A 22,728-nucleotide genomic window follows, 5' to 3' on the forward strand; every position below is an offset into this window, starting at 1 on the left:
CAATCGGGCACTACCGTGGGACATGAGAACCTCCGGGTTGGCGTGGGCCTTCGACAAGCCACATCCCATTCGGAGGTTCTCGTTCGTTCAACCAGGCTCGCCGCTACCAACGTCCTGGCCGGGTACATCTAGGCGCCGTCACCGACCCGGAACAGGGCCAACGGGTCGATGCCCCTACGACGGCGAGCCGAATTGGTCGGCGTACGCGTCGTGCAGTCGCTGCCACCCGTAGTCCTTGGCGGCCGGGCCCACGGCCCGGTCGATCTCTGCGTGTTCGAGGGCCGCCTCGAGCGCGCCCAGGCACACGTGCCATCCGGCGCCATAGCTGGGGGCCTCGGGGCGTTCGCCGAACGTGTGCTCCAGCCGGAGCAGACAGCCCCCGTCGGTCGGTTCGAGGGTCCAGCGCAGCTGGTGCGGTCCCCAGCGGTGCACCAGCAGGCGTGGCTGGTCCACCTGCAGCACCTCGGCGTCCTCCTCGGCCGCACCGGCCACCTCACGTGAGGTCGCCGGGCCGACGCTGTCGAGGGCACGGTTCGGGACCACCGGGGACCAGCGGTGCAGCTGTGTGGGATCGGTGATCATCGTCCACACGCGCTCGGCGGGGTGGGCGAGGTCGCGTTCCATGGTCAGCTGCCAGGTGTCGCCGTGCTGGTCCAGGCGGGCCGTGGGCTTTCTGTTGGCGATCGCCGCGGCGATGTTCGGGTCGGTCATCGGTCGATTCCTTCCTGGGGTGCGGTGGTGTCGGCATCGAGCGCGGCCTCGAGAAGGTCGAAGCTCTGCTGCCACTGGCCGAGCCAGGGGATCAGCCAGGCCAGCACGTCATCGGGACGCTTCTCGGTGAGGTGATAGATCCGGCGCCGACCGATGGCGCGGGCGTCCACCAAACCGCTGTCCCGCAGCACCTTGAGGTGCTTGGACACCAGCGGCTGCGGTTGCTCGCACAGCTCGATCAGTCCCGCCACGTCGCACTCGCCGCTCCGCAACCGGTCGAGGATCCGGCGTCGGGTCGGGTCGGCGAGGAGGGTGAATCCATCCATGGCCCAAACATTACTCGGGTTTCATATGAAGTGCAAGGAATGTTTCAACCGAGGTGGACCCGCCACCCCTTCTGCCCCATCAGCTCGGCGAACGTGTCCGCCAGCTCTGGGCGTATCGACATCTGCAACCAGCCGACCTCGCGGACCGGGTCGTGCTCGATGGAGATGTCCTCGACGTTCACCCCGGCCGCCCCCGCGTCGGTGAACAGTCGCGCCAGCGAACCCGGGGCGTCGGGGATCTCGACCACGATCCGCGCATAGGCGGTGGCGGCCCGACCGTGCTTGCCCGGGATCTCCCGGGTACCGGCCACGCCCTGCTCGAGCAGGTCGGTGACCGGCTGCCGCACGCTGAGGCGCCGCGACAGCTCCTCCAGCCGTTCGGCCAGGGTGGCCAGGTGGGCAGCGACCGCGGGTGCGTTGGCGGAGAGGATCTGGTCCCACAACGCCGGATCTCCGCCGGCGATCCGGGTCACATCGCGTACGCCCTGACCCGCCAGCGCCAGGTGGGCCGGGTCGACCTCGGTCAGCCCGGCCGCGACCAGCGCCGAGACGGCGTGCGGCAGGTGGGACACCGCGGCCACGGCCAGGTCGTGCTCGGCTGCGGGCATCTGCACCACGCTCGCCCCGCACAGCTCGGCCAGCTCGGTCACGGTCGCCACCGAGCCCGGGGTGGCCGTGTCGTGTGGGGTGACCACCCAGGTGCGGTCGGTGAACAGGTCAGCGCGGGCGGTGACCGGGCCGGCCAGGTGGGATCCGGCCATCGGGTGCGAGCCGACATAGCGGCGCAGTTCCAGCCCTCGGGCGGAGAGCTCGCTGAGCACGGTGCCCTTCACCGAGCCCACGTCGGTGACCACCGCGTTGGCGAACTCATCCAGGGCGGCCGAGACCACCGGCGCAAGGGCCCGGGGCGGCACGGCGACGATGACAAGCGCGATCTGCTCCGGAACCACCGGCTCCGCCGAACCGGCCCCCAACCCCGCGGCCACCTGCGCGTGGCTGGGGATCGCGTCGCGCAGGTGCACCTCAATACCGGCCGCGGTCAGCGCGCAGCCGATGGAGGCGCCCACCAGCCCAGCGCCGATGACCAGGACCGGGCCGAGGCGCGGCTCGTCGGGCTCGGTGTCCTCCACCGCCGCGATCGAGTCCGTCACTCCTCGTCGCCCAGCAGAACCGCCACCTGCTCGGTGCCGAGGCGGCGAAACTTGCGCGGCTGGCTGCGCGTGCGGTCGAGCACCGCAACCTCGAGCGCCTCGACCGCGAGCCGCTCGCCGCCGTTGCTCAGCCCGCGAACGGCACCCCGCACGCAGGCCGCCAGGTCGTTGCCGTCGGAGTAGTCCTCGGCGATCAGTTCGGCGATCTGTTCGGCATTGCCGCCCATCACCGCGAAGTGCTCCTCATCGCCGACTGAACCGTCGTAGGTGAGTCGATAGATCTGGTCCTGCGCACCCGTCTCCCCCAGCTCAGCCACCACGATCTCCACCTCATAAGGCTTTTCCGCACCCGAGGAGAAGATCGTGCCGAGCAATTGGGCGTACGCGTTGGCCAGCCCGCGGCCGGTGACGTCGACCCGGTCGTAGGAGTAGCCGCGCATGTCGGCGTGCCGGATGCCGGCGATCCGCAGGTTCTCGAACTCGTTGTAGCGACCGACCGCGGCGAACCCGATCCGGTCATAGATCTCGCTCACCTTGTGCAGCGCCTGGGACCTGTTCTCGGCGACGAAGCAGATGCCGTCGGCGTACCGCAGCACCACCACCGACCGGCCGCGCGCGATGCCCTTGCGGGCGAAGTCGGCGCGGTCCTTCATCTGCTGCTCGGGGGCGACGTAGATCGGCATGCTCATCGCGGAGACTCCTTGTGCATCAGCCAATCCAGGCTGTCGGGTTGGTTCATCGGGCGGTTCAGATCAGCGGCGCGGCAGGACCGTCGGGTCGCTCGCGGCGGGCGGCGACGATGCGGTCGACCACCTCACCGATCCGGCCCTCGTCGAAGCGGTCGATGCCGTCGGCGCTGGCCACCATCACCACCGGGAAGATGCGCCGTTGCAGGTCCGGTCCGCCGGTGGCCGAGTCGTCGTCGGCGGCGTCATAGAGCGCCTGGACGACCACGGTGGCGCACTCCAGCGCGTCCAGCCCCGAACGGTAGAGCTTCTTCAGCGAGCCGCGGGCGTACACCGATCCCGAGCCGACCGAGTGGAACGCGGTTTCCTCGTAGCGTCCGCCGGTGGCGTCGTAGGAGAAGATCCGGCCCTGCTGCTGGCTGGTGTCCCAGCCGGCGAACAGCGGAAGCACGGCCAGCCCCTGCATCGCCATGCCGAGGTTTCCGCGGATCATCGCGGCCAGCCGATTCGCCTTGCCGTCAAGGGACAGCGGGGCTCCCTCGATCTTCTCGTAGTGCTCCAGCTCGACCCGGAACAGGCGCACCATCTCGACGGCCAGCCCGGCGGTGCCGGCGATCCCGACGAGCGAATACTCGTCGGCGGCGTACACCTTTTCGATGTCGCGCTGGGCGATCATGTTGCCCATCGTCGCGCGCCGGTCGCCGGCCATCACCACCCCGCCGGGGAAGGTGGCCGAGACGATCGTGGTGCCGTGTGGGGCGAGGTCTCCGGTGGAGCCGGACAGCCCCTGGGCGCGCCGGGCCGGGAGCAGCTCGGGGGCGATGTCGCCGAGGAAGTCGGTGAAGGAGGAGGATCCGGCGCGCAGGTAGGCCGCCGGCAGTCCGGTGCCGCTGCTCACTGGCCACCCTTCTGCACGAAGGAACGGACGAACTCCTCGGCGTTCACCTCGAGCACCCCGTCGATCTCGTCCAGCAGCGCGTCGAAGTCGTCGTCCGACTGCTGGGTCTGCGCCTGTGCCTGGGTCGGGCCGGGCTCGGCGCCCTCGTCCTCGTCGCGTCGGCGAATCTGTCGTGACTGGCTCATTGTCTCGCCCCCTTCTGGCTCGGATCGCCAGCCTACCCTCCGCCGGCGCCTGGGCTCAGTACCCGAGCTGGGTGATCAGCTGACCGAGGTCCTCAGCGCTCTCCAGCTTGTCGCCGAGGTGGGCGCGGGTGCCGCGCAGCGGATCGAGCATCGGGATCCGCAGCAGCGAGCGCCGGTGCGGCAGGTCGAGGATCATCGAATCCCAGGAGGCGGCCACCACCTGGTCGGGGTAACGCCGCATGCATTCCCCGCGGAAGTAGGCCCGGGTGTCGGTGGGCGGCTCGAGCCGGGCCCGCTCGATCTCGTCGTCGGTGAGCAACCGGCGCATCCGGCCCTTGCGGATCAGCGCGTGATAGAGGCTGCGAGCGGGGTCGATCTCGGCGTACTGGAGGTCGATCAGGGCCAGCTTGGGCGCGTCCCAGTCCATGCCGTCGCGGGCGCGATAGGACTCGAGCAGCTTGAGTTTTGCCACCCAGTCGAGCCGGTCGGCGAGCTCCATCGGGTCGCGGCGCAGCGCGTCCAGGCATGCCCGCCAGGCGGCGAGCAGTTCGGTGGCCTCGTCGGGGTGGGCGATCAGTTCGGGTCTGGTCCGCAGCAGGGTGTCGACCCGGTCGGCGTACGCCTCCTGCAGCGCGAGCGCGGTGATCGTGCCGGCCCCCTCGGTCAGCGGAAGTTCCTTGCTCAGCGAAAGATCGTGCGAGACGTCGTGCATCGCGGCCACCGGGTCGGCCAGCCGCGGCAGGTCGGCGCACAGGTCGACCTCGATCGCGGCGAGCACCAGCGCCGCGGTGCCGATCTTCAACCAGCCGGCGTACTCGCTGCGATTGGCGTCGCCGGTGATCACGTGCAGCCGGCGGTGGACGCGGGCCTGGGCGTGCGGTTCGTCGCGGGTGTTGATCACTGGCCGGTTCAGCGTGGTCTCCAGCCCGACCTCGGCCTCGAAGAAGTCGGCGCGCTGGCTGAGTTGATAGCCGGCCTCGTCGCTGTACTGCCCGAGTCCCACCCGACCGGCTCCGGTGAGCGGCTGGCGGGTGACCAGGAAGCCGGTGAACTGCAGCACGATCCGGTGGAACGGGGTGGCCCGGGAGAGCAGGTAGTTCTCGTGGGTGCCGTAGGAGGCGCCCTTGCCGTCGGTGTTGTTCTTCCACAGCCGCAGCGGTTGGCCGAGTCGGGCGGACGCGTTCTGGGCGGCCAGGTGCACCAGGTGGTCGCCGGCGGCATCCCACAGCACGGCGTCGCGGGCGCTGGTCACCTCGGGGCCCGAATATTCGGGGTGGGCATGGTCGACGTAGAGCCGCGCCCCGTTCGTGAGCACCAGGTTGGCCATGCTGTCGTCGTCGGTCAGCTGGTCGGGGTGGGCGATCCGACGGTCCACGGTGAAACCGCGGGCGTCATCCAGCGGGTGCTCGGTCTCGTAGTCCCAGCGCTGCCCCGCCGCCGCCAGCTCGCCGTAACCGCGCACCAGCAGGTTGGCCCAGTGCATCGGGTGCAGGCCCGTCGCGGGTCCCTGCCCGCCGACCGCGATCCCATATTCCGTCTCCAGTCCGAACACCTGTTGTGCCACCCGCCGAGCCTATCCCCCGCACCGTAGACTCGCCGTCGTGCGATTCCTTGGCCAGTTGCTCGTCGACGTGCTGCTGGTCCTCGGCTTCACGCTGGCGATGCGGGTGAGCCATTCGCAACCGGTTCACCCCGCCGGACTGGCCAACACCGCCTGGCCGTTCCTGGTCGGTCTGCTGGTCGGGTGGCTGCTGTCGCGGTCCTGGCGCAACACCCTGACCCTGTACGCCGCCGTCGGCGTGTGGGTGTGCACCGTCGGGCTCGGACTCATGATCCGACGGGTGACCATGACCGGTCAGCAGCCGTCGTTCACCATGGTCGCCTCCTCGGTGCTGGCGGTGTTCCTGCTCGGCTGGCGACTGGTGGCGTTCCTCTTCCTCGAGGTACGCCGCCGGCAGGGCCCCATTCCGCGTACGCCTGTGCCCGGTTAGCGGTTGGGATGCCTACAGGTACTGACCGGTGGCCGAAGCGGTCTCCACGCTGCGACTGGTGACCTGCTTGGAGGTGAACAGCGGACGGATGTAGACGATCCGCTCCCCCTTCTTGCCCGAGATCTTCGCCCAGTCGTCGGGGTTGGTGGTGTTGGGCAGGTCCTCGTTCTCACCGAACTCGTCGTTGCACGCCTGCAGCAGGTGCTCCATCCGCAGCCCACCCGAGGCCCCGGCCAGTCGTTCCTTGATCGCCGCCTTCTTGGCCCGACCGACGATGTTCTGGATCATGGCGCCCGACGAGAAGTCCTTGAAGTAGAGAATCTCCTTGTCCCCGCCGGCGTAGGTCACCTCGAGGAACTGGTTGTCGGCATTCTCGGCGTACATGTGCGAGACCGCCGCGTCGATCATCTCGGAGCGGCACCGGTTCGCGTCCCCACCGAAGCGCTCCAGATCCTCCTCCGCCAGCGGCAGCGCCGCCGTGAAGTAGCGGGCGAAAATCTCCCGGGCGGCCTCGGCGTCGGGCCGATCCACCTTGATCTTGACGTCCAGCCGTCCCGGTCGCAGGATCGCCGGATCGATCATGTCCTCCCGGTTGGAGGCGCCGATCACGATCACGTTGCTCAGCGATTCGACCCCATCCAGCTCGCTGAGCAACTGCGGCACGATCGTGTTCTCCACATCGGAGGAGACACCTGAACCGCGGGTCCGGAACAGCGAGTCCATCTCGTCGAAGAAGACGATCACCGGCATGCCGTCGCTCGCCTTTGCTCGTGCTCGTTGGAAAATCAGCCGAATGTGGCGCTCGGTCTCACCCACGTACTTGTTCAGCAGCTCCGGGCCCTTGACGTTCAGGAAGAACCCGCGCCCCTCCTGCCCGGTCTGTGCGGCCACCTTGCGGGCCAGCGAGTTGGCCACCGCCTTGGCGATCATCGTCTTGCCGCAGCCGGGTGGGCCATAGAGCAGCACCCCCTTGGGCGGGGTGAGCTCATAGTCGGCGTAGAGATCTGCGTGCAGGAAGGGCAATTCCACCGCATCGGTGATCTGTTCGATCTGCACCGACAGGCCGCCGATCGCCGAATAGTCGATGTCGGGCACCTCTTCGAGGACCAGTTCTTCGACGTCCAGCTTCGGCACCACCTCGAACGCGAACATCGACCGCCGCTCGATCAGCAGCAGGTCCCCGGCTCGCGGATGCTGCTCCACCAGGGCGCTGGCGAGGTGCACCACCAGCTCGTCGTCGCTGTGCACGATCACCACGGCCCGCTGTCCGTCGGGCAGCACGTCCTTGAGTACGCCGATCTCACCGGCCGGAGGGATGTCGTCGATGCCCACCACCAGCATCGACTCGTTGACCAGCACCGGCGTCCCGGGGAGCAGTTCCAGCGGGTCGATCTGGTCCATCGCCAGGGCGGTGCGCAGCCGCCGGCCCTGGGTGTGGATGTCGGCCAGGCGTACCTCGGCCCCCGGCTCGGCCGGAAGCAGGCGTTCGAGTACGCCGAAGCCCACCGGCGGCTCCCCCAACTCCTCCAGCTGGGCCTTGAGCGTGACCATCCGATCCCGCGCCTCGCGCAGCGTCTGGGACAACCGCTCGTTCTGCGCGGCCACCTGCCTGGCATCGGCGCGCGCCTCGGCCAGCCGCTTCTCCACCAGCGCAACATCGCGAGGGTGACGGGCCACCCGCTCGCGCAGTTCGGCGAGCTCGGCGGTCAGTGCCGCCACCTTGTCCGGTTGCGATCCCTGTTCGGTCACGGGCTCACCTCCTCAATGGACCGAGCCTACTCGGCGTTGGTCACCCAGGGCGGGCGCGGCCCGGTGTAGTCGGGACCGTACGCCCCAGGGGCGGGGCGGCGCTTCCGCAGCGGGGTGACCACCCCGGGCGCGAGCCGGCGGGCGGTGACCAGGAACCCGGTGTGGCTCGAGGTGCCGTGGGCGGGCCGGATCGCCAACCCCTCGGCGTGCCAGCCCCGGACGATCGTCTCGGTACCCTCGGGCTCGGTGAAGCCGGTGTGGGTGCGGATCTGGTCCATCACCCGCCCCAGCTGGGTCGTGGTCGCCACATAGCAGCAGAGCACCCCGCCCGGGGTGAGTCGCTGCGCGACGGCGTCCACGCACTCCCACGGGGCCAACATGTCAAGCACCACCCGATCCAGCTCCGGCGCCAGCTCGGCGTCGGCCTCGAGCCGGGTGACCAGGTCCCCGACCTCGACCTGCCAGCCCGGGTGCTCCCCGCCCAGCCAGGTGTTGACGTTGCGCCGGGCGATCTCGGCGAAGTCGTCCCGCCGTTCGAACGACCACAATCGCCCGGTCGGACCCAGCGCCCGCAGCAGTGAGAGGGTCAACGCCCCCGACCCGACCCCTGCCTCGAGCACCCGGGCGCCGGGGAAGATGTCGGCGGCCATCACGATCTGGGCCGCCTCCTTGGGATAGACCACCGCGGCCCCGCGCGGCATCGTCACGGTGAAGTCGCCGAGCAGCGGCCGCAGCGCCAGGAAGCTCATCCCGCCGACCGACCGCACCACCACCCCGTCGGGCCCGCCGATCAGGTCGTCGTGGCTGATCCCGCCCTTGGTGGTGTGGAAGGTCTTGCCGGGTTGCAGTTGCACCGAGTGCTTCTTGCCCTTGGGGTCGGTCAGCGTCACCCAGTCACCGGGCTGCAGCGGTCCGGTGCGTACGCCGGAGAAGTCGTTCACCAGGTCCATCCCCACAGTCCGAGCTGATACCCCGGACCCATCCAGTTCTTGAACTCCTTGTCCACCACCAGCGAGGGGTGCCGATAGAAGGTGCGGTCCCGCTGGGTCAGCGGCAGCACCGTCGCGTCCACGGCCGCCTGCTGCTGGATCGTCAGCGCCGTCTTCTCCCGGCCCTCCAGCGACGGGTCGGTGCGCAGCGCGTGGATCAGTTCGCTGGTTCGCCTCTCCTGCCCCGGCAGCGGATGCTCCCACCACGCCTGAAGCCAGGCCACCGGGGTGCTGGTGGTGACCCCGCCGGCGTCCAGGATCAGGTCGGCCTGGCTCGGGTCGGGGGCGATGGTGACCCGGATGCCGTTGGCCTGCAGCGCCTGCTGCACCTGGGGGAGCAGGTCGCGGCTCAGGTCGTTGTTGCTCGACTGGGCCAGGGTGAGTTCGGCGGCCGGGCCGGGGGCCGGTGCCGCTGCGGTCGCAAAGGTGTCCGCGGCGAAGGGGATTCCCGCGGGGATCAGCGAGTGCAGCGTACGCAGGTTGCCGGTCGAGTCCTTCACCCGCCCGCGCAGGGCCGCGTCGCCGCGCCGCGGTGACTTCGGGTTCCAGATCAACCGGGACACGTCGGCGCCGGGCAGCACCTCGGGCAACAGGTTGATGGTGGAGTCCTTCGGCGGCGTACCCCCACGCCAGACCAGGTCGACGGTGCCGGTGGCCACGGCCCGATCCATCAGGGCCGGGCTGCTGAACGTCTTCACCACGACCTCGGGACGCCGGGAGAACGTCGGACCCGTGTAGCGCGGGTTCTTCGCGAACACCAGGGTGTCGAGGGAGCGGTCGGGCGGGAGATAGGGCCCGGAACTGATCGGCGCCTGGTCCTGGGGCCACAGCGCGTCGGCCGGATAGGCCTCCTCGTCGACGATCGACGCCGCCGGGGTGCTGATCGCGAAGCCGAAGTTGTTGTCGGGATGTTTGAGTTTGAACTCCACCAGCTGCGGGTTGTTGGCGTTGATGCTGGCGAGGCTGTCCAGCATCGCCGCGCCGGTCCCCGGGACCGCGAGTCGCTGGGCGCGCTCGATGGAGAACTTGACGTCCTGGCTGGTCAGCGCGTGGCCGTTGGTGAAGCTGCGCCCTTTCGGGATGATGCAGGAATAGGTGAGTTCGTCGACGAACCGGCACTCGGTGGCCAGGTCCGTCTTCAGCGCGGGCAGCCCGACCTGCGGCACCATCAACCGCTGAAACACGTTGTAGGCATAGAACTGCGACCCCTCGTCGACCGCCGCTGCCGGGTCGGTCGTGGTCACCCGGGCCGTCACCGCCACCGTCACCGGGCGATCGGGGATCGGCGCCGCCGGGGTGTCGTTGCGGCTGCAGCCGCCGAGCAGCAGGCTTCCCGCCAGCAGCAGCGCAGCGGTACGCCACCCGATCCCGCGCTGGCTCACCGGTTCTGCTCCCCCGGTTGGTTCCATCGAAGGAGCTGGGCGCCCAGTTCGGCCACCCCGACCCCGGCCAGCGTGTCCAGCAGGAAACGACGCGGCGCCGGCTCCACCTCCACGTGGTTGCGGATCACCCCGACCACGGCTCCGGCCGCGTTCCCCGAGGCCGCTCCGGTGATCGAATCCTCCAGCACCACGCACTCCTCCGGGCGTACGCCCAGGCGGGCGCAGGCGGCCAGGTAGGGCTCTGGGTGCGGCTTGCCGTGGGTCACGTCGTCGCCGGCCACGACCAGCCGGAACGGGTTGGCCGGCAGCCGGGTCAGCACCGCGTCGAGCACCTCTCGGTAGGAGGCGGACACCAGCGCGCACGGCACGTCCACCTCGGCCAGTTCGTCCAGCAGCGCGGCGACGCCGGGTCGCAGCTCCAGCATCGGGCCGGTGCGCAGCTCCTGGGCCACTCGGCCAACCAGCTCCGCCGTCACCTCATCGATCGTCAGGTCGGGACGCCCGGAGGCCTCGATCAGGTGCCGGGAGGTCTCGCGCAGGTCGTTGCCCACCATCTGGTAGGCCAACTCGTCGCTCCAGGTGCCGCCCCACTCGCCCACCAGCTGGAACTCGACCCGCATCCAGATCGGTTCGGAGTCGACCAGGGTGCCGTCGAAATCCCACAGCACCGCCGCGGGCGGGGTCGGGTCGACCCGGGGGCCGCTGGCCGGGAGTTGACTGGCTTCGGTGTTCATCGCGCCGTCAGTTTCCCAGAGTTTTCCGCGCGCGCCAAAGCCCTCGGGAGCGGTGTCGTCGCCCACGCCGGTTCAGCGGGCGTTGAAATACTTCGCCTCGGGGTGGTGCACCACCAGCGCGTCGGTCGACTGCTCCGGATGCAGCTGCAACTCCTCGGACAACTCGACCCCGATCCGTCCCGGCTCGACCAGTTCGACCAGCTTGGCCCGATCCTCCAGATCGGGGCAGGCCGGATAGCCGAAGGAGTAGCGCGAACCGCGGTAGGCCTGATCGCGGATCATCGTGTCGGTGTCGTCGGCGTCGTCGCCGGCCAGGCCCAGCTCGGAGCGGACCCGGTGGTGCCACAGCTCGGCCAGCGCCTCGGTCAGTTGCACCGACAGTCCGTGCAGCTCGAGATATTTGCGATAGTCGTCGGCGGCGAACAGTCGCGCGGTCTCCTGGGCCACCTTCGAGCCCATCGTCACCAGCTGGAAGGCGATCACGTCCGGACCGTTCGCCTCGCACTCCGCGCGGTCGCGGAAGAAGTCGGCCAGGCAGAGCCGCCGGTCGCGCCGCTGCCGCGGGAAGTGGAAGCGGTGCAGCACCCGGTCCGGGTCGGGATCGGCCGGGTCCAGCACGAGCACGTCGTTGCCCTCGGAGAAGCAGGGCCAATAGCCGTAGGTGACGGCGAACTCGGCCAACTGCTCCCGCGCCACCGTGTCCAGCCACATCCGCAGCCGCGGACGTCCCTCGGCCTCGACCAGCTCCTCATAGCTGGTACCGCCGCGGGTCCCCTTCAGACCCCACTGACCCATGAAGGTGGCCCGCTCGTCGAGCCAGTGGGCGACCTCGGCCAGTTGGATCCCCTTCACCACACGGGATCCCCAGAACGGGGGCGTGGGCACGTCGATCCCGCGGGCAACCTCGGAACGGGTGGTGTCGTCGAGGGCGGAGTCGTCGTCGGCGGCCTGCTTCGCGCGGATCCGCCGCTGCCGCGGTTCGGGCAGCGCGGCCCCCTCTTCGCCTCGCTTGATCGCCATCACCGCGTCCATCAGCCGCAGTCCCTCGAACGCGTCGCGGGCATAACGGACCTCTCCGGCGTACACCTCGCGCAGGTCCTGCTCGACGTAGGCCCGGGTCAGCGCCGCGCCACCGAGCAGCACCGGATACTTGGCGGAAATCCCGCGTGTGTTGAACTCCTCGAGGTTCTCCTTCATCACCACGGTCGACTTGACCAGCAGCCCGGACATACCGATCGCGTCGGCCTGGTGCTCCTCGGCCGCCTCGAGGATGGTGTTCACCGGCTGCTTGATGCCGAGGTTGACCACGGTGTAGCCGTTGTTGGACAGGATGATGTCGACCAGGTTCTTGCCGATGTCGTGCACGTCGCCCTTGACGGTGGCCAGCACGATGGTTCCCTTGCCGCGGGAGTCGGCCTTTTCCAGGTGGGGTTCGAGATGCGCGACGGCCCGCTTCATCACCTGCGCCGACTGCAGCACGAACGGCAACTGCATCTGCCCCGAACCGAACAGCTCGCCGACCACCTTCATCCCGGCCAGCAGGTCGTCGTTGATGATGGTCAGCGCGGGCTTGTCGTCGAGCGCCTCGTCGAGGTCGTCGGTGAGGCCCTTCTCGTCCCCGTCCACGATCCGCTGCTGCAACCGTTCGGCGACCGGCAGGTTGGCGCGTTCCGCGGCCCGCTCGGCCGCGGCGTCGGCGGTCTTCACCCCCTCGAACATCTCCAGGAACACCGACAGCGGGTCGTAGCCTTCGCGGCGCCGGTCGTGGACCATGTCGAGGGCGACCTTCCGCTGGTCCTCGGGGATTCGCGCCATCGGCATGATCTTGGCCGCGTGCACGATCGCCGAGTCGAGCCCGGCTTCCACGCACTCGTGGAGAAACACGGAGTTGAGGATGATCCGGGCAGCCGGGTTGAGTCCGAACGACACGTTGGACACCCCCAGCGTGGTCTGCACCTGGGGGTAGCGCTTCTTGATCTCCCGGATCGCCTCGATCGTCTCGATCGCGTCGCGGCGGGTCTCCTCCTGGCCGGTGGCGATCGGGAAGGTGAGGCAGTCGACGATGATGTCGCCGACGTCCATCCCCCACGTTCCGGTCAGGTCCTCGATCAGTCGGGTGGCCACCGCCACCTTCCAGTCGGCGGTGCGGGCCTGGCCCTGTTCGTCGATGGTGAGGGCGACCACGGCGGCGCCGTGCTCGCGGACCATCGGCATCACCTTGGCATAGCGGGAACCCGGGCCGTCGCCGTCCTCGAAGTTGACCGAGTTGATGATGCTGCGCCCGGCGAGCCGTTCCAGGCCCGCCTGGATGACCGGCGGTTCGGTGGAGTCGAGCACGATCGGCAGAGTGGAGGCGGTGGCGAACCGGGCGGCCAGTTCGGCCATATCGGCGACCCCGTCGCGGCCGACGTAGTCGACGCACAGGTCGAGCAGGTGTGCCCCGTCGCGGATCTGGCCGCGGGCGATCTCGACGCACTCGTCGAAGTTCTCGGCCAGCATCGCCTCGCGGAACGCCTTGGACCCGTTGGCGTTGGTCCGCTCGCCGATGGACAGATAGGACGTGTCCTGACGGAACGGGACCTCGGCGTACAACGAAGCGGCCGCGGGGACGTGCCGTGGCGTACGCCCGACCGGAGCCTGCCCGGCGACCCGCTCGGCGAGCAGCCGGACGTGCTCGGGGGTGGTGCCGCAGCAGCCGCCGACCAGGCCCAGGCCGAACTCGGACACGAACCCGGACACGGCGACCGAGAACTCCTCGGCCTGCAGCGGATAGCGCGCCCCGTCCTTGGTCAGCTCCGGCAGGCCGGCGTTCGGCATGCAGCCGACACCGATTCGCGCGTGCCGGGACAGGTGGCGCAGGTGCTCGGCCATCTCGGTGGGACCGGTGGCGCAGTTCAGCCCGATCAGGTCGATACCGAGCGGTTCGAGGGCAGTCAGCGCGGCGCCGATCTCGGTGCCGAGCAGCATGGTTCCGGTGGTCTCCACGGTGACGTTCACGATCACCGGCAGGTCGACACCGGTCTCGGCCAGCGCGCGTTTTGCGCCGATCACCGCCGCCTTGGCCTGCAGCAGGTCCTGGCAGGTCTCGATGAGTACGCCGTCGATGCCGCCGGTCACCATCGCGCGCACCTGGGTGGCGTACGCGTCGCGCAGCGCGGCGAAGGTGACGTGTCCGAGGCTCGGCAGCTTGGTGCCGGGGCCGACCGAACCGAGCACGAACCGGGGTCGGTCGGGAGTGCTGTGCGCGTCGGCGGATTCGCGGGCGATCCGCGCCGCGGCCTCGGCCAGCTCGGCGATCCGGTCAGCGATGTCGTATTCCCCCAGCGCAGCCAGGTTGGTGCCGAAGGTGTTCGTCTCCACGCAGTCCGAGCCGGCCTCGAAATAGGCGTCGTGGATGGATCGGACCACCTCCGGCCGGGTCACCGAGAGGATTTCGTTGCACCCCTCGAGGCCCTCGAAGTCGCTCAGCTCGAGGTCGTGGGACTGCAGCATCGTGCCCATCGCACCATCGGCCACCAGCACGCGCTCGGTCAGGGCGGCGCGCAGGGAGGGACGGGGGCTCGAGTTTCCAGCATCAGTCACGTCGGCCGATTCTAGGTGGCCGGGCACTACAGTGGGCGCCATGCCCACCGGTGACGACATGCCCGACCTGCGAGAGCTGCAGGATCCGTTGGCGGTGCTCGCCTTCAGCGGCTGGAACGACGCCGGCTCCGCGGCGACCGACGCCGTCGCCCACCTCATCGAGGTGTCCAACGCTCGGGTCGCGTTCACCCTGGACGGTGAGGACCACTACGACTTCCAGGTGAATCGGCCGACCGTCAGCCGCGGCGTCGACCGGGACCGAATCACCTGGCCGCGCACCGAGGTGCTCGCCGGGCGGCTGGGCGGCCGCGACCTGGTGCTGGTGACCGGGGCCGAGCCGAACATGCGCTGGCGCTCGTTCGCCGCCACGGTGGTGTCGGCGCTGCGCTCGGCGAAGCCGTCGCTGGTGATCTGCCTCGGTGCACTGCTGGCTGACAACGCGCACACCAGGCCGGTGCCGGTGTCGCGCACCAGCTCGGACTCCAAACTGCGCGAGCGGCTGGCACTCGGTGCCCCGACCTATGAGGGACCGACCGGGATCACCGGGGTGCTGGCCTCGACCTGCGCCGACGCCGGAATGCAGGTGGCCAGCCTGTGGGCCGCAGTCCCGCACTACGTCGCGCAACCGCCGAACCCGAAGGCGACCCTCGCCCTGCTCGGCCGGCTGGAAGACCTGACCGGGCTGGCCGTCGATCCGGGTGAGCTGCCGGAATTGGGGCGGGCGTGGGAGCGTGGCGTGGCGGAGCTGATCGACGACGATCCCGAGCTGAGCTCCTATGTGGCCTCACTCGAGGCCGACCAGGACGAGACCGAGCTCCCCGAGGCCTCCGGCGACGCGATCGCCGCCGAGTTCGAGCGCTATCTCCGCCGTCGCGACAGCTGATCCGCTCCCCGAGTAGCGGAGCACGGCGGAGCCGGGCGAAGCGTGTCGAGGGGTGCACCGCTCGACATCTACTGTTGAGGGGTGAACCCTCCCCTGGGCGGCGGCCGCATCACGCTGATCGTGATCGGGTCGATCCTGACCGGGCTGGGCACCCTGGTGCTCATCGCCGCGATCGCCGTCGCCACGTTCTCGGCGTCGATGGCCGAGTCCAGCGGTGACTACGAGACCAACGGCATCGGGCTGCTGCTGGCGCTGGGCATCGGGGTGGTCGCGCTGGTGCTGCTGGTGATCGGCGTGCCGATGCTGATCATCCCGCTCGCCACCCACCGCCGCCAACGGGAGGTCATCCCGCCGACGGGCACCTACCAGGCCTGATCCCGGACCCCGCCCGCGGCGGGGTCAGCAGCAGCGACCGAAGTTGACCGCCCGGTCGCGCAGGGTGCGCACCATCGCGTCCGGGTCGTCGGCGGAGAACACCGCGGACCCGGCGACGAAGGTGTCCGCCCCGGCCTCGATGCACTGGTCGATGGTCGACTCAGACACTCCCCCGTCGACCTGGATCCAGAGGTCGGCGCCGCGGGTTTTGATCGCCTCGCGGGTACGCCGGATCTTCGGCAGCATGATGTCCAGGAACTTCTGCCCGCCGAAGCCGGGCTCGACGGTCATGATCAGCACCATGTCGAACTCACCGAGCAGGTCGAGGTAGGGCTCGATCGGGGTGGCCGGTTTCAGCCCCAGGCTGGCCCGTGCCCCCTGGGCGCGCAGCTCGCGGGCCAGGCGTACCGGAGCCTTCGCCGCCTCGACGTGGAAGGACACCGACGAGGCGCCCGCCTCGGCGTATGCCGGCGCCCACCGGTCCGGGTCCTCGATCATCAGATGCAGGTCGAGCGGCTTGTCGGTGACCTTCAGCAGTGACTCGACCACCGGCAGCCCGATGGTCAGGTTGGGCACGAAGTGGTTGTCCATCACGTCGATGTGCAACAGGTCCGCACTGGGGATCCGCTCGATCTCGGCCTGCAGGTTGGCGAAGTCGGCGTTCAGGATGCTCGGCGTGATTCTCACGGGCAGCGATGCTACTTGGGGCCTGCCCGGGTTGCCAGACGACACCGATGTGGTGGACTGGGCTGGCCCTGCTCACCGACATGCCGGTGAGCAGCCTGACCGAGATCGAGGCGGCCGCGCGGAAACTGCTGTCGCGGGGCGTACGCGAGGTGCTGGTGACCCTCGGCGAGCGCGCGGAGTGCTGCGTCGCTCGGACGACGGCAGCGACCACGTGCCCGGGGGCCCCCGTGGTCGCGGTCGACTCAACCGGCGCCGGGGACGCCTTCAGCGGAGCCTTCGCACACCGGTATGCCACCGACGGTGACGTCGCTTCCGCGATCGCGAACCGGTACGCCGCAGATTCGGTCACGCGGCACGGCACCCAGAGTTCATTCGCCGCCGCAGCCGAGTTCGTGGGCTGAGGCAGACCTCGACGCTATCCCTTGCGCAGCAGAGAACAGAACATCGCGTCGGTGCCGTCGCGGTGCGGCCACAATTGCGTGTCGGCCGTATCGCGGTGCACGTCGGCGCGGGCGCCAAGGGCCGCATCCACGATCGCGGTGGTCTCGCGGCGGTGCGGTGAACAGGTCACGTAGGCGATCACCCCGCCGGGGCGCGTGGCGTCGATCGCCTTGTGCAGCAGGGATTCCTGCAGTGGGTTGAGCGCGTCGAGGTCGGCGGGGGTACGCCGCCAGCGCGACTCGGGGCGGCGGCGCAGCGCCCCCAGACCGGTGCACGGGACGTCGACCATCACCCGGGCGAAGTAGCTCATCGGCCACGGCGGGCGGGTCCCATCGGCACAGACAACCTCGGGGGCGTTGTCGCCGGCGTACGCTCGCAGGGCCTGGGCGACCAACCGTGCCCGGTGCGGCTGCAGCTCGGCGGCCAGCAACCGCTCCCCCGACCGGATCGCCAGCCCGGCGAGCAGGGCCGCCTTGCCGCCGGGGCCGGCGCAGGTGTCCAGCCAGGCGCCGGCCGGGGCCTCGGCGTTCGCGAGGGTCAGCGCCACCTGTTGCGAGCCCGGGTCCTGCACCCCGGCGCGGCCCTCGCGGACCGCCGCCAGGTCGCCTGGGTTTCCCTTCCAGTACGCGGCCGTGGGCAGCTGGGGGTGTGCCTCGGCACCGGCGTCGACCAGTTCCGCCACGGTGCACAGCCCGGGTCGGACCACCAGGCAGGTGGTGGGGGGTTCGTTGTTGGCGCGCAGGGCGGCCTCCAGTTCGTCGGCCGGCAGCAGCTCGGCGTACGCCTCGACGATCCACCGGGGGTGGTGGGTCCGCAGCGCGAGCGCGTCCGTCACGTCGCAATCTTCGCTGAGCAAGGAGATCCAGCCGTCGAGGTCACGGGCGGCGATCTTGCGGCAGACGGCGTTGACCAACCCGGTCACCCGCTCGCCGATGGCCGCACCGGCCAGCTCGACGCTGGCGGCGACGGCGGCATGGGTCGGCACCCGCATCGACAGCAGCTGGTGTGCCCCGAGCCGCAGCACGTCGAGCACGGTCGGTTGCAGCTTGTGCGGATCGCGCCCCGAGGCGGCTGCGATGATCCGGTCATAGCTGCCCTGCAGCCGGCAGGTGCCGTTCAGCAGTTCAGTGGCGAAAGCCGCGTCGCGGCCGGTGATCCGGCGTTCGGCCAGCAGCGCCGGGCCGACCAGGTTGGCGTACGCGTCCTGGCTGGAGATTTGCCGCAGGGCGTCGTACGCCGCCCGGCGCGGTGCGTCGATCCGACGTTTTCGGCTCACCCGCCGAGCCGTTCACCGGTGCTCGGCTGGGCGCCCCGCGCCCAGTCGGCGCCCGCCATTGGCTTCTTGCCGAAGGGCTGCACGGTGAGCAGTTCCAGCGGACGGCTTCCGGTGCCGACCTGGACCCGCTTCTTCGTCGTCACCAACTCCCCCTCGGCCACGGGTACGCCCCCGGCCGGGCGGGCGGCCAGGATCTTGAAGCGCTCCCCGCGGAAGGTGGTCCAGGCGCCCGGTGCCGGGGTGCAGCCACGGATCTGCCGATCGACCTCCGCATCGTTCAGCGACCAGTCGATCTCCGCCTCGGCGACGGTCAGTTTCGGCGCCAGGGTGACTCCCTCGGTGGGCTGCGGAGTGGCGGCGGCGGTGCCGGCGGCCAAGTCGTCCATCACCCGCACCAGCAGGTGGGCGCCGTCCCGGGCCAGCCGGGCCAGCAGGTCACCGGAGGTCTCCTCCGCTCCGATCGGGGTGCTCAGCGAGGCGTACACGTCGCCGGCGTCCAGCTCGCGGACCAGCCGGAACACACACGCCCCGGTCTCGGCGTCGCCCGCCATGATGGCCCGCTGCACCGGGGCGGCTCCGCGCCAGCGCGGCAGCAGGGAGAAGTGCAGGTTGGCCCAGCCCAACCGCGGGATGTCCAGCACCCGTTGCGGTACCAGCGCACCGTAGGCGATCACCGGGCAGCAGTCGGGGGCCAGCTCGGTCAGCCGAGCCGCGAATTCCTCGTCGCGGGGGTGTTCGGGTTTGAGCACCTCGATCCCCAGCTCCTCGGCCCGGGCGGCGACCGGGCTCGGTGCGAGCCGCTTGCCGCGACCGGCCGGCGCGTCCGGCCGGGTGATCACGGCCAGCACCTGGTGCGCTGAGGCGATCAGGGCTTCGAGGCTGGGCAGGGCGACCTCTGGGGTGCCGGCAACGACGAGACGCATTCCCCCAACTCTAGCGAGCAGCGTCCAGCTCGGCCCGGGTCAGCGCGGCCCGGGTCTGTACCCCGATCTCACCCAGCCGGTTGGCACCCGATTCGCTGCGGTCGATGGCGCAGACGACCACCTCGACCGTGGCGCCGGCGGCCCGCAGGGCGGCGGTGGCCTCGGCGACCGCGCCGCCGGTGGTGATCACGTCCTCGACCAGGGTGATGCGGCGGCCCGCCACCTCGGCCCCCTCGGCCAGCCGACAGGTGCCGTAGGTCTTGGCCTGCTTGCGTACGAACAGCACCGGCAGCCCGGTGACCTGGCTCAGCACGGTCGCGATCGGCACCCCGCCCAGCTCCAACCCCCCGAGCAGCTCGGTGCCGTCGGGGATCAGCGGTGCCATCGCCGCCGCGACCCGGCGCAGGAGTACCGGATCGGACTCGAAGCGGTACTTGTCGAAGTACTCGCTCACCACCTGACCGGACCGCAGCACGAACTCCCCAGTCAGCCGGGCCACCGCGGCCACGTCGCGGGCCAGATCGTTCGGTCGGTCGTCGCTCACCCGATCAGCATGGCACGGCCCGGATGACCCCCCAACCTGACACTCTTCTCATGTCTATTATGGAACCATTAGAGGAGACCCATGCACCGTCGAAACTTCCTCACACTGTCCATTGGCGGCGCCATCGCGATGGGCCTGTCCGCCTGCGGGAGCGCCACCTCGATCCTCCCCGGATCGGCGAAGACCGTGAGCGGCACCGTCTGGAACGAGATCGGACCGACGAAGCTGACGAAGATCAGCAGCATCGTCTGCAATGCGGACAAGAGCAAGGGCACCGTGAACCACCTCCTCGACGCCGACAAGAAGCTGTGGCTCAGCACGGCGAAGGGCGGCAACATGGGTGATGCGGCCCCGGTTCCGGGGCTACCGGGCCTGACCCAGGTGGCCAGCCAGGGCTATTCCCCCGAGACGTTCGTGAACATCGCGCTGGCGGACAACGGCACGGTGTGGGCCTGGGGCATGGCCCATGGCGTCACCGACAAGTTGGAGACCGCGCCGGTCGAGGTGCCGAACGTCAAGGACCTCACCGCTGTCGCGGTCGGCCCCTCCGGCGCCGTGCTGGCCATCACGAAGGATGGCGGTGTGCTTGCCTGGGGCCGCCAGGACGACTACCTGACCCTCGGTATCCCGGTCACCAAGGGCGAGTCGGTGAAACCCACGCCGTTGCGTCAGTTGTCCGAAGTCGTCTCCCTCGACACCGACGGCGCTGCCGCCTTCGCGGTGACCCGCAGCGGCAAGGTGTTCGGCTGGGGCACGAACAACCATGGCCGGCTCAACCCCGACGAGAAGGGCTACGGCAGCAAGGTCCCGGTGGAGCTGCCGCTGCCCGCGCTGACGGCCGTCTCCGCGTCCAACTTCGCCACGGTGGGCCTGCGTAGCGACGGCAGCATGCTCGGTTGGGGCTCCGGTGGTGCCGGAATGGGCCCGAGTTCGAACAAGGCGGTGCCGCTGAGCCAGGCCATCACCAAGACCGGACCGGTCAAGTTCACGCAAGTACGCTGCTACGGCGACTGGTCGGCCGGGCTGGGCGAGGACGGCAAGGTCTACGGCATCCAGACCTCCAGTCACGAGATCCCCGACGGCAGGGGCGGTTATCTCAAGGAGGAGCGGGAGCTGCTCCCGTTGTCCTGGATCGAGGGGAAGGTCATCACCCTGGGCGCGGGCAACACGTTCAGCTGCATCGTCGCGTGAGGCACGCCGATCAGCCGATCACCGCCGGATCCACTCGGACCCGGAGCGATCCCGGCGACTTGCGCGCCGAGCGTACTCCGAGGGCGCCCTTGACCGTCGCGACCAGCGTCGCGCCACCGGCCGGTGGGCAGCGCAGGGTGAGCCGGGACAGGGGCGCCTCCTGGCCCGGCGCCAACGGCAGCTCGACCGGACCCAGCACCTCGGTGCCCGGAGGCGGGTCGATCAACCCGACCACCTCGTCCAGGGCAGGGGCCGGGCCCTCGGCGGTGATCAACCTGGCCACCGGGGGCAGGTGCGCCGCCCCGCGCTCGGCGAGTTCACGGGCGGCGAAGGTTCCCGGATCGCTGCGTACCAGCGCCTGCAGCGCCCCCGCCTCGGTGGGGCCGACCGCGACCACGGTGCCGCCGCGGTCTCCCGGTCGGACCAGGGCGGTCGCGTTCAGCCAGCGACGCAGCGCCTCCTCCGAGGCCCGCAGGTCGGCGCGGGTGAGCAGCTGTTCGGTGTCCAGCAGCACCGCTGCGGCATACCCGCCCTCGGCGATCGGTTCCCCACCGGGGGTGGCGATCACCAGTGCGGGATCGGCTCCGACCGAGGACAGCACGTGGTCCCCGCGCGACTGCAGAACCTTCGTCCCCGGAAAGGCGCGTCCGAGCTCTTCGGCGGTGCGTTCGGCCCCGACCACGGGGGCCCGCCAACGGTCGTGTCCACACTCGGGACAGCGCCAGTTCTGCACCCGTACGCCACACCAGTCGCAGGCGGCACGCCGCGAACCCGCGCGGATCGGACCGCTGCAGCGGGCGCAGCGCACCGGTTCGCGGCACTCGGCGCACACCAGAACCACCAGATAACCCGCCCGCGGCACCTGGACGAGCACCGGGCCGCTCACCAGCCCGCCACGGATCGCCTCGAAGGTCCGTCGGGGCAGCCGCACCGCCCGGGCCAGTGGGTCCCGTTCCAACTCCCAGTCCGAGTCGGCGGTCAGGCGTATCGCGGGGGCCAGCCGGCGCTGCTCCCCCGGCGGCAGCGCCAAGGGACGCACCCAGCCGTTCTCCACCAGCTGCTGCACCTCGGCGGTGCGCCCGTGCCCGGCCAGCAGCAGCGCCGCCCCCTCCCCCGCGGCCCGCAGCGCAAGCACTTGGCGGGTGTGCGGATAGGGGGCCCGCGGTTCGGCGTACAGGTCGTCGCCGTCGTCCCACATCGCCACCAGTCCGAGGTTCTGCACGGGGGCGTACGCCGCGGCACGGGTGCCGATCACCAGGCGTACCTGCCCGCGCAGTGCCGCCAGGAAGGCGCGGTAGCGCGCGGCGGGTCCGGTGTCAGCGGTCAGCACGGCGTACGCCTGACGGCCGACCACGTCGTCACAGGCGCCCTGCAACCGGGCCAGGTCGCGGGCGTCGGGCACCAGCAGCAACGCCCCTCGCCCCGACCGCAGGGTGGCCGCGGCTGCGACGGCCAGGCCGAGCGCCCAGTCACCGGCGGGCGAGCTCGCTGGTACCACCTGCCATGCAGCCCGCGGTGAATGTCCCTTTTCCAACGCCTGCAGGAATTCCGGACCCGTCGGATAGTGCGCGAACGGGTGATCCTGCGGCAGCTCCGTCAGCTCGACCACCCGCTCGGGCGGCTGTGCCTTTTCGGTGGCCGCGTGCCGCGGCGGGATCGCCAGCCGCACCACGTCGGCGAACACCCCGGCATAGTGATCGGCCACCTGGCGCACCAATCGGGCCACCTCGAGGGTCAGCACCGGTTCGGTCGAGATGACCTTGTGCACCGGGGCCAGGCTGCGGCTGGAGTCCGTCTCCTCGCTCAGCCCGACCACGAACCCGTCCCGCAACCGACCGGCGAACCGCACCCGCACCCGGACCCCGGGGAGCACCTGCTCGGCCAGCTCATCCGGCACCAGATAGTCGAACTCCCGGTCCAGGTGCGGCAGCGACACGTCCACCCAGACCCGGGCCACAGGCCGAGGGGCGAGCGGGATCAGTTCGTCGGTCGTCTCGGGCACGCAGGCGATCCTAGGAGCCACC

Annotated in this window: 21 protein-coding genes and 1 pseudogene; 5 read left to right on the plus strand and 17 right to left on the minus strand. The window is 70.3% G+C overall.

Annotated features, from left to right (window positions below; genetic code table 11):
* Nucleotides 1–174 precede the first annotated feature (174 nt).
* The 7 genes from CGZ93_RS03875 to dop are packed head-to-tail and all read right to left on the minus strand — an operon-like array spanning nucleotide 175 to nucleotide 5,521.
* A complete protein-coding gene (locus CGZ93_RS03875) occupies nucleotides 175–711 on the minus strand; it encodes an SRPBCC family protein (protein WP_094362846.1) in 537 nt (178 codons plus the stop codon).
* A complete protein-coding gene (locus CGZ93_RS03880; RefSeq protein WP_094362847.1) occupies nucleotides 708–1,037 on the minus strand; it encodes an ArsR/SmtB family transcription factor in 330 nt (109 codons plus the stop codon). The genes CGZ93_RS03875 and CGZ93_RS03880 overlap by 4 nt, the downstream gene beginning before the upstream one ends.
* 44 nt (nucleotides 1,038–1,081) lie before the next feature.
* A complete protein-coding gene (locus tag CGZ93_RS03885) occupies nucleotides 1,082–2,188 on the minus strand; it encodes a prephenate dehydrogenase (protein WP_229117184.1) in 1,107 nt (368 codons plus the stop codon).
* On the minus strand, nucleotides 2,185–2,877 hold the full coding sequence (prcA, locus tag CGZ93_RS03890) for a proteasome subunit alpha (RefSeq protein ID WP_094362848.1): 693 nt from the start codon (nucleotides 2,875–2,877) through the stop codon (nucleotides 2,185–2,187). Before prcA ends, CGZ93_RS03885 begins: the two co-directional genes overlap by 4 nt.
* Nucleotides 2,878–2,935: 58 nt before the next feature.
* Complete coding sequence (gene prcB / locus CGZ93_RS03895) at nucleotides 2,936–3,772, minus strand: proteasome subunit beta (protein WP_094362849.1); 837 nt, start codon at nucleotides 3,770–3,772, stop codon at nucleotides 2,936–2,938.
* Complete coding sequence (locus CGZ93_RS03900) at nucleotides 3,769–3,957, minus strand: ubiquitin-like protein Pup (protein WP_094362850.1); 189 nt, start codon at nucleotides 3,955–3,957, stop codon at nucleotides 3,769–3,771. Before CGZ93_RS03900 ends, prcB begins: the two co-directional genes overlap by 4 nt.
* A gap of 55 nt (nucleotides 3,958–4,012) precedes the next feature.
* Entirely contained in the window at nucleotides 4,013–5,521 is a 1,509-nt protein-coding gene (dop, locus tag CGZ93_RS03905; RefSeq protein ID WP_094362851.1) for a depupylase/deamidase Dop, read from the minus strand.
* 37 nt (nucleotides 5,522–5,558) lie between these two features.
* Between dop and CGZ93_RS03910 the strand changes: the two genes are divergently transcribed.
* Entirely contained in the window at nucleotides 5,559–5,948 is a 390-nt protein-coding gene (locus tag CGZ93_RS03910) for a DUF3054 domain-containing protein (RefSeq protein ID WP_212753186.1), read from the plus strand.
* Nucleotides 5,949–5,960: 12 nt separating this feature from the next.
* Here CGZ93_RS03910 and arc read toward each other — a convergent pair whose 3' ends face one another.
* The 5 genes and pseudogenes from arc to metH all read right to left on the minus strand — a co-directional run bounded on the left by arc (nucleotide 5,961) and on the right by metH (nucleotide 14,384).
* A complete protein-coding gene (gene arc / locus CGZ93_RS03915; RefSeq protein ID WP_094362852.1) occupies nucleotides 5,961–7,697 on the minus strand; it encodes a proteasome ATPase in 1,737 nt (578 codons plus the stop codon).
* A 26-nt stretch (nucleotides 7,698–7,723) separates the two neighbouring features.
* Nucleotides 7,724–8,611: pseudogene (locus CGZ93_RS03920) on the minus strand (tRNA (adenine-N1)-methyltransferase); the annotation flags it as partial.
* A 23-nt stretch (nucleotides 8,612–8,634) separates the two neighbouring features.
* Nucleotides 8,635–10,068 carry an ABC transporter substrate-binding protein gene (locus CGZ93_RS03925; RefSeq protein ID WP_176451620.1) on the minus strand — a complete coding sequence of 478 codons (1,434 nt, stop codon included), beginning with the start codon at nucleotides 10,066–10,068 and terminating at the stop codon, nucleotides 8,635–8,637.
* The gene (locus tag CGZ93_RS03930; protein WP_094362855.1) at nucleotides 10,065–10,802 is read right to left on the minus strand and encodes an HAD family hydrolase; all 738 of its coding nucleotides are present in this window, start codon (nucleotides 10,800–10,802) and stop codon (nucleotides 10,065–10,067) included. Before CGZ93_RS03930 ends, CGZ93_RS03925 begins: the two co-directional genes overlap by 4 nt.
* A 72-nt stretch (nucleotides 10,803–10,874) precedes the next feature.
* On the minus strand, nucleotides 10,875–14,384 hold the full coding sequence (gene metH / locus CGZ93_RS03935; protein ID WP_267489710.1) for a methionine synthase: 3,510 nt from the start codon (nucleotides 14,382–14,384) through the stop codon (nucleotides 10,875–10,877).
* Between the two features lie 40 nt (nucleotides 14,385–14,424).
* Here metH and CGZ93_RS03940 point away from each other — a divergent pair, with 40 nt between their 5' ends.
* Together CGZ93_RS03940 and CGZ93_RS03945 are read left to right on the plus strand one after the other, a co-directional pair.
* Nucleotides 14,425–15,267, plus strand: a complete 843-nt coding sequence (locus CGZ93_RS03940) for a PAC2 family protein (protein ID WP_229117185.1) — start codon at nucleotides 14,425–14,427, stop codon at nucleotides 15,265–15,267.
* Nucleotides 15,268–15,348: 81 nt separating this feature from the next.
* On the plus strand, nucleotides 15,349–15,642 hold the full coding sequence (locus CGZ93_RS03945) for a hypothetical protein (protein WP_094362856.1): 294 nt from the start codon (nucleotides 15,349–15,351) through the stop codon (nucleotides 15,640–15,642).
* A gap of 24 nt (nucleotides 15,643–15,666) precedes the next feature.
* Here the strand turns inward: CGZ93_RS03945 and rpe are convergent, their stop codons facing one another.
* Nucleotides 15,667–16,335 carry a ribulose-phosphate 3-epimerase gene (gene rpe / locus CGZ93_RS03950; RefSeq protein ID WP_094362945.1) on the minus strand — a complete coding sequence of 223 codons (669 nt, stop codon included), beginning with the start codon at nucleotides 16,333–16,335 and terminating at the stop codon, nucleotides 15,667–15,669.
* Nucleotides 16,336–16,376: 41 nt separating this feature from the next.
* Between rpe and CGZ93_RS03955 the strand changes: the two genes are divergently transcribed.
* A complete protein-coding gene (locus tag CGZ93_RS03955; protein ID WP_176451621.1) occupies nucleotides 16,377–16,730 on the plus strand; it encodes a PfkB family carbohydrate kinase in 354 nt (117 codons plus the stop codon).
* Nucleotides 16,731–16,744: 14 nt separating this feature from the next.
* On the opposite strand, the gene CGZ93_RS03960 is transcribed toward CGZ93_RS03955, so the two are convergent.
* The 3 genes from CGZ93_RS03960 to pyrE are packed head-to-tail and all read right to left on the minus strand — an operon-like array spanning nucleotide 16,745 to nucleotide 19,513.
* Nucleotides 16,745–18,046: an RsmB/NOP family class I SAM-dependent RNA methyltransferase gene (locus CGZ93_RS03960; protein WP_094362857.1), complete on the minus strand. Its 1,302-nt coding sequence runs from the start codon at nucleotides 18,044–18,046 to the stop codon at nucleotides 16,745–16,747.
* Nucleotides 18,043–18,969: a methionyl-tRNA formyltransferase gene (gene fmt / locus CGZ93_RS03965; protein ID WP_094362858.1), complete on the minus strand. Its 927-nt coding sequence runs from the start codon at nucleotides 18,967–18,969 to the stop codon at nucleotides 18,043–18,045. Before fmt ends, CGZ93_RS03960 begins: the two co-directional genes overlap by 4 nt.
* A gap of 10 nt (nucleotides 18,970–18,979) precedes the next feature.
* Complete coding sequence (pyrE, locus tag CGZ93_RS03970; RefSeq protein WP_176451622.1) at nucleotides 18,980–19,513, minus strand: orotate phosphoribosyltransferase; 534 nt, start codon at nucleotides 19,511–19,513, stop codon at nucleotides 18,980–18,982.
* A gap of 81 nt (nucleotides 19,514–19,594) precedes the next feature.
* Here pyrE and CGZ93_RS03975 point away from each other — a divergent pair, with 81 nt between their 5' ends.
* Nucleotides 19,595–20,704, plus strand: a complete 1,110-nt coding sequence (locus CGZ93_RS03975) for an RCC1 domain-containing protein (RefSeq protein ID WP_094362859.1) — start codon at nucleotides 19,595–19,597, stop codon at nucleotides 20,702–20,704.
* Nucleotides 20,705–20,714: 10 nt separating this feature from the next.
* On the opposite strand, the gene CGZ93_RS03980 is transcribed toward CGZ93_RS03975, so the two are convergent.
* Nucleotides 20,715–22,706, minus strand: coding sequence for a primosomal protein N' (locus CGZ93_RS03980; RefSeq protein WP_176451623.1), 1,992 nt, complete (start codon nucleotides 22,704–22,706; stop codon nucleotides 20,715–20,717).
* Between the last annotated feature and the right edge of the window lie 22 nt (nucleotides 22,707–22,728).

Source organism: Enemella dayhoffiae, assembly GCF_002250625.1.
Classification (GTDB): Bacteria; Actinomycetota; Actinomycetes; order Propionibacteriales; family Propionibacteriaceae; genus Enemella; species Enemella dayhoffiae.